At 42.4% G+C, this 6,047-nt stretch carries 6 protein-coding genes; 2 read left to right on the top strand and 4 right to left on the bottom strand.

What is annotated here, in order from left to right; all coding sequences use genetic code 11:
- A partial coding sequence (locus BM294_RS16110) for a hypothetical protein (protein WP_175494667.1) occupies positions 1–528 on the top strand: 528 nt, incomplete at its 5' end.
- Between the two features lie 387 nt (positions 529–915).
- On the opposite strand, the gene BM294_RS15475 is transcribed toward BM294_RS16110, so the two are convergent.
- Both BM294_RS15475 and BM294_RS15470 read right to left on the bottom strand, forming a co-directional pair.
- Complete coding sequence (locus BM294_RS15475; protein ID WP_091209965.1) at positions 916–1,308, bottom strand: pyridoxamine 5'-phosphate oxidase family protein; 393 nt, start codon at positions 1,306–1,308, stop codon at positions 916–918.
- A gap of 231 nt (positions 1,309–1,539) precedes the next feature.
- On the bottom strand, positions 1,540–2,889 hold the full coding sequence (locus BM294_RS15470) for a dihydrolipoyl dehydrogenase family protein (RefSeq protein WP_091209964.1): 1,350 nt from the start codon (positions 2,887–2,889) through the stop codon (positions 1,540–1,542).
- 303 nt (positions 2,890–3,192) lie between these two features.
- Here BM294_RS15470 and BM294_RS16405 point away from each other — a divergent pair, with 303 nt between their 5' ends.
- Positions 3,193–3,726, top strand: a complete 534-nt coding sequence (locus BM294_RS16405; RefSeq protein ID WP_242944565.1) for a hypothetical protein — start codon at positions 3,193–3,195, stop codon at positions 3,724–3,726.
- 557 nt (positions 3,727–4,283) lie between these two features.
- On the opposite strand, the gene BM294_RS15460 is transcribed toward BM294_RS16405, so the two are convergent.
- Together BM294_RS15460 and BM294_RS15455 are read right to left on the bottom strand one after the other, a co-directional pair.
- Positions 4,284–5,063, bottom strand: coding sequence for a L,D-transpeptidase family protein (locus BM294_RS15460; protein ID WP_091209962.1), 780 nt, complete (start codon positions 5,061–5,063; stop codon positions 4,284–4,286).
- A gap of 226 nt (positions 5,064–5,289) precedes the next feature.
- A partial coding sequence (locus tag BM294_RS15455; RefSeq protein ID WP_175494732.1) for a PD-(D/E)XK nuclease domain-containing protein occupies positions 5,290–6,047 on the bottom strand: 758 nt, incomplete at its 5' end.

The raw sequence follows: 6,047 nt of genomic DNA, 5'->3' as shown, positions 1-6,047 counted from the left end.
ATATCATCTACCGAGATCGATGCATCCAATGTCGTAGCCACCGAGGGAGACCACAGAAAGTCTGATTCAGGATCCGGTCAGAACTGGTCTGTAGGAAACAACACAGGAAACGCAGGCAATGACGCCCCGGGTTTCTCATCAGACATGACCAGATATCAGGGCTTAACGATCCAGGCACCAAATCTTGCCGGAACAAATACAGTCCTTAATATAACCGATGTTCTCATGCCTCTCGATCCTATGGCAGCTATCAATAACTTTATTGCTGCAGGCGTAGGCGGTTTTGGAGCTGACAATATGTTAGGTGCAGGTTTTGTTAATTTCGCAAATATGTTTGCAACTGCATTAACTGATACAGTAGACTTACCTGTATACGCAAGTGTATCCACCGGTCAGTACTACACAGTAGTATTCAGTGACGGAACAAGCGTATTAGTTCCATGTATTATGGACGGCGTACTTACAATTCCTGTTAACAAGAATGCAGCCGGTCTTACATATATGATCTACAGCTCTTCAGCAACTTAATCAGAAGCATTGAGCTAAACCATATCAAAGAATGTAACACATGATTTATACAAGAAAACCCGACCATCACGGTCGGGTTTTCTTCATGCTCAATCTGCTTACCAACCACATTCCAGCCTTCCTGAGACAAGCCATCAGGGGAGTAGAATCAGTCAGCCCCCGAGGGCATCCATTAAAAATAGTAAAGCTGAGGCGTTAAAAATCAAAACAACCTCCATTAGAACCACTTGGATTTATCCTTATTTCCCTCGGCAATTCTGAGTTTTCATCCGGAAAACTCAGAAACTGCTGAGGGCCTATGTGGTTCTTATGGAGGCTGTTTCAGATTTTTTTGCCGAAGCGTCCCGATTTTCAATGGATACCCTTGGGGGCTGACGTCATTAATCCTTAGAACTTCTCAACTTCCGGCTCTGATGTAAACGAACTGAAAGTTGCTGTTGCATCCTTAAGGTAGAATACCTCAGTATTATCATCATCTGCTGAGTACATTCCCTGAAGTGAAGGATATGCATCAAGCATTGACTGCTTTGCCTCGCGTCTGTCATCCTCAACAAGCTCTCCGGCTATACGGAGCCACTGACCATCCTTAAAAGCACAGATCTCAACCTTTGGATTTGTGTGAATCTGTTTTGAAACATCCTTCTTCTTTCCTGTCTGGATATAAAGCTTTCCTTCAAAAATGTTGGCAGTACCGAAAGGTCTTACTCTCGGCTGATCTCCCTCAACTGTTGCAAGATAATAAGTACCTGCATCCTTTAAAAACTTTTCTGCTCTCTGCATAATTTTACTTCCTTTCCATTAAGTCACATTTTTTGCGGCCAGATATTATATTTAGACGTTAGTGTCAAAAGCATTGCCACTCACTGATTGTCCCCTACGCACACATTCGTGTGCATAGAGCAGAAATCCTTACAGATTCCTTTGAAGTACTCAAAGCCGCGTGGCTACTTCGATCGAAATCGAAGGACACTATGCTACATTATCAGATTTATTATACACCCACTGCGGCGTTTACTTCAAAAGTCCTGTTACCATCGAAATCAATCCGTAGCTCTCTGTCGGGAATGCAAATATCATCTGATTGAGCTCCGACTGAGTCATTTTCTTATTGATGATGAGGGTAATGATGTCAACGAACATACCTGCATCATCCGAAACAAATGCAGCTCCCACCAGGTTGTGCTCCTTATCGAACACAAATGTAAACTCCGCATATACCTCATTCTTTGCTTCAAAAAGCAGAGTCTTTCCGTACGGCACTGTAACCACATCATAGTGCTCCGGATCCTTCTTCGCAGCATCGACAGAAACACCCACCTGCGCGATACGCGGTAATGTAAATACAAGATTCGGAACAACCGGATACTCTATAGGTGCAGTTGATGTATCAAGGATATGATCTGCGATATAGTTCGACTCAAAGGTTGCAGTCGGAGTAAGCTTCGGTATCTTCTTATCGATAACATCACCTGATGCATAGATATTTGGCACAGTTGTCTGAAGGTTTGAATTAACCTTTATGCCCTTACTGCTGTATTCGATACCGACTTCATCGAGACCGAGGCCGTCAACATTAGCCTCGCGACCGGTAGCTTCCAGCACATAATCAACGGCGATGGTCTTTCCGCTTTCATAGGTCACAATGTATTCATCGCCGCTCTTCTCAATCTTTGCTACAGACTCATTGAAGTCAAACTTGACGCCTTCCTCGCGCATCTTGTTAACCACTATATCTACATACTGAGCGGGATACATCTTGAGGGCACGGTCGTTGTGATGGATAACCGTGACATCAGAACCGAGCTCGATGGCCATAGAAGCAAACTCCATAGCGATGATTCCTGCTCCGATAAATGCTATCCTCTTCGGAAATGTCTCCATATCAAGGAAATCTCTGCTATCATGAATGAATTCCTTACCGGGAACATCCCGCTTCACCGGATGCTCACCTGTAGCGATGACGATATACTCTGCAGTAACCTTCTGATCACCGGCCTGAACAGTATGCGTATCGAGGAGTTTTCCCATAGCATGAATGACCGGCATTCCGGCCCTTCCGAAAATTCCCTGCTCCAATGCTGCCGGCAGCGGACTTATCACCTGCTTCTTGTACTTCATAAGCGCCGACCAGTCAATGTCAGGAGTCGACTCAACTCCGATTCCCTTGTAGCGCTTCAATCCGTTGACAAATGCAAATGGAGCATCAAGTAGTATCTTGGCATCACAGCCATAGTTTGTGCAGGTTCCGCCGATGAGATCGCCGTCCACAAATGCAACCTTCTTTCCGGCTTTTACCAGTTTCAGTGCTCCATGCCATGCTGCATGTCCGCTTCCCAAAAACAAAACATCATAATCGTACATTTCCGTTTCCTCCTATATATCTTTATTATTTCCCAAGTGTTTCCATACGTGATTCATTCGCCATATTTGATTGTGTACAATCTATATTTTTATATTACCACGTCTTTCCCTTTTTGCAAGTGCATTTTGCACAATCTATTTGTGCGCTTAGATTTTCTGTTAAATATTTCTAAAATATTGTGTCTAACTCCTTTACAGTTCCCTGGGAGCGTGTGGTAAAATAAATTCAAATATAAGCTTTTCGTTCGTGAATTAATAAAAAATTAAAGTCTTACCCCGGTGAGACTTTGGAAAGGAGCAGCTATGGCTATTAACCCTATAGGCGCCATCGGTTCTGAATCATCCGACAGTAATCCGTATGAAAGATATTTTAAAGCCTACTATAACAGTGCTCAGGGCTACATGAACTACAGACAGTTTCAGGATCATCCCAACAAGACCACCGGTCAGACCGATTCCGATACAGTGAAAGCCGGCAGGATCAGTTCTCCTTCCGAGTGTCAAACCTGTAAGAATCGAAAGTATCAGGACGGCTCAAACGAAATGGATGTCTCATTCAAGTCAGCCTCACATATTTCCGTCGGCGAAGCTCCTTCAAAGGTTAGAGCTCACGAGCAGGAACATGTGTCCAATGCATATCAGAAAGCTGATGAAAAAAATGGAAAGGTTCTTCAGGCCTCTGTCTCCATCAAGACAGCTGTATGTCCCGAATGTGGAACCACATATGTTGCAGGCGGAGAGACTACAACAAAGATTTCATATCCTGTCGGAGACTCTGCCTCAAAGAGTCTTGCTGATGATACAGGACTCGGAAAAGTCTTTGATTCAATTGCATGACAGCTCCCATATGGGATGGTACACAGAAACTCTTTCTTGATATTAACCAGTATCGATAATTAACCCTCGTCGGTACACTGAACTATCGGTGTATTGACGAGGTTATTTATTTTATATTCTGAAGGAATCACCTGCGTATTATTTTCATTCCTATTTACTCTATTTTTTTACATTACCAAAGGATAAGCCGATACAGATCTATTTTATTCAAGTCATTGAACACCCTTTAGAAAATATATAGACATACATGAAAGTTGAGTGAATTTACGGAATACTCCATATTAAAAGGTGAGTCATTTTACGTTTCCCGATATTTCACTCACTTTTTTTGCGTAAAATTACGTCAAGTTATCCACATTTAGTTGATTTTCACCGGTTTCAACCGCTAAATCTACGCTTTTTGCCGTATTATCACTCAACTTTCCGTATCATCGCTCAACTTTTATCTGCAAATATTTGTTCTGCCGTAAAACGACTCAACTCTTAGTGACATTTGACTCACCAACCGTAAATTTACTCAACCTTTGAAAATCCACATCCTCCTCACTCATCTTTTCTCAGAAGCTTCCGCCCATGTTTTCGAAAGTATCAATCACTACAACACAGTCTTTATCAACTCTCTGCATTACCATCTTCATTATGTTTTCCGGAATAGCAACACATCCTCCGGAATATGGCTTAAGCGGTCCAAAGCAATGAAGGAATATAGCTGATCCCTTACCCGGAGTTCCATCTTCGTTAAAGCTTATGTTAAGACAATACTGATATTGATACTCATAGTCCAGAATATGCTCACTGTTGTCGAGATTAAGGCCAGGATAATCCTTTATGTCAACCATTTCGTTATAATGCATACCTTCGCGATCATCACCTGACCACCATGTATCATCAGTGACTTTCACATAAGGGAGGCTGCAACCCGGATCATCCGCTATACCGAAAGCCTTGTTAAACTTGTATGTTCCGATAGGAGTCTGCGCACAGCCTTCCTTGTGATCCTCATCCTTGCAAAGTCCGTTGAGTCCTACAAATCCCGGAGTTGACAGAATCTGCTTCCATTTTCCATCCTTATCTCTCTCATGCATGGAAACTGTTGCTGTTGTTTTGTCCATTCCCATTCCGGCAACTACAAAAAGCTGCTTTGTATTCTCATCCTGCGCCTCAGGAAGTTTTGTCACCCACTCCGGTGAATCCGATTCATGCTGTACAGATGCGTGTAATGTTTCTGTCTCACCGGTAGCACCACCTGTACTATTCGTTGCCTCCGGAACTCCGGTTGCTCCGCATCCCGCAAGCATTAAACAAAGCGCAGTGACTAAAAAAATTGATTTTTTCATGCTGATTATTCCCCTCTTTAACCATTTATACTCTGTGAAATCTCCAGTCTAAAACACATTCACTCATATATCTTACCACCGCCACCTGTTTCCCGAAACCGCATTCAAAGACATTTATTCAACAAATTTTAAGAGATAATTTAATTCATTTTTAACAATTGTCAGTTCAAGAAGAATAAAAAACAGAGACATTAACCTCTTTGGTCAACGTCCCTGATAAATATGTTCAACTTATCTCAAACTTCTCTATCCTACAGCTATGTTTCCGTTCTCCGGGAGCTTTATCTTTGTCATAATTTATGCCAACCAATAACAACTCACTACCATAGCCCTTAAGTGATTCAGGATAATGCTTCTGCTTTATCTGCTCTATGGCTCCTTCGGCACTCTTATTCCATTTAAGTTCTATAACCAGTGCCGGCAGACCTGAATCATGTTTGGGAAGATAGACTACATCAGCATAACCATCTCCTGAAGGAAGTTCTTCCCACTGAAGATAATTATCCTTATATGTATAATACGCAAGCTTGATCACACTTCGTAGACTGTCTTCCTTGTTGTAATGAAGCGGCGATGTTTCCTCTCTGTGAATCTTCTCTATCTGCGCGGCAACTGCTTCCTCGTTCATATTTATGGTATCTATAAACAGCTGATCACTTTCCCGAAGTCTTTTTGAAGTCTCTTCATGCTCCACATTTCTGATGGCTCGCTGAAACTCGAGACGTATTTCTTCATTTGGAATATGCGCAGTTTTCTTTTCTGAATCGTATGCCAGATATCCCAAATGTATCATCAATGTCAGAACATCGTCCCTTCCTCTAAATGTCACAAGATCATTGGCAAATCCAACGGTATCAACATTGACATCCACACCACCTATGAGCTCCGCTATAGTCTTCGCCATTCCGTTATATGGCTTACTGATATAACTCATGAGCCCTTCTGCCGCAGAGGTTTCTGTCCAATAGGAATCGAAATCGTCAT

The organism is Oribacterium sp. WCC10 (assembly GCF_900113415.1).
Classification (GTDB): Bacteria; Bacillota; Clostridia; order Lachnospirales; family Lachnospiraceae; genus Oribacterium.
Note: the sequence above shows the minus strand (reverse complement) of the source record. Positions and strands in the feature narration are given on the sequence as shown.

What these genes read in the sequence shown, in the direction of transcription:
- BM294_RS15475 (WP_091209965.1), bottom strand. Translation starts at nt 1,308, where the DNA reads ATGCAGAGAGCAGAAAAGTTTTTAAAGGATGCAGGTACTTATTATCTT.
- BM294_RS15470 (WP_091209964.1), bottom strand. Translation starts at nt 2,889, where the DNA reads ATGTACGATTATGATGTTTTGTTTTTGGGAAGCGGACATGCAGCATGG.
- BM294_RS16405 (WP_242944565.1), top strand. Translation starts at nt 3,193, where the DNA reads ATGGCTATTAACCCTATAGGCGCCATCGGTTCTGAATCATCCGACAGT.
- BM294_RS15460 (WP_091209962.1), bottom strand. Translation starts at nt 5,063, where the DNA reads ATGAAAAAATCAATTTTTTTAGTCACTGCGCTTTGTTTAATGCTTGCG.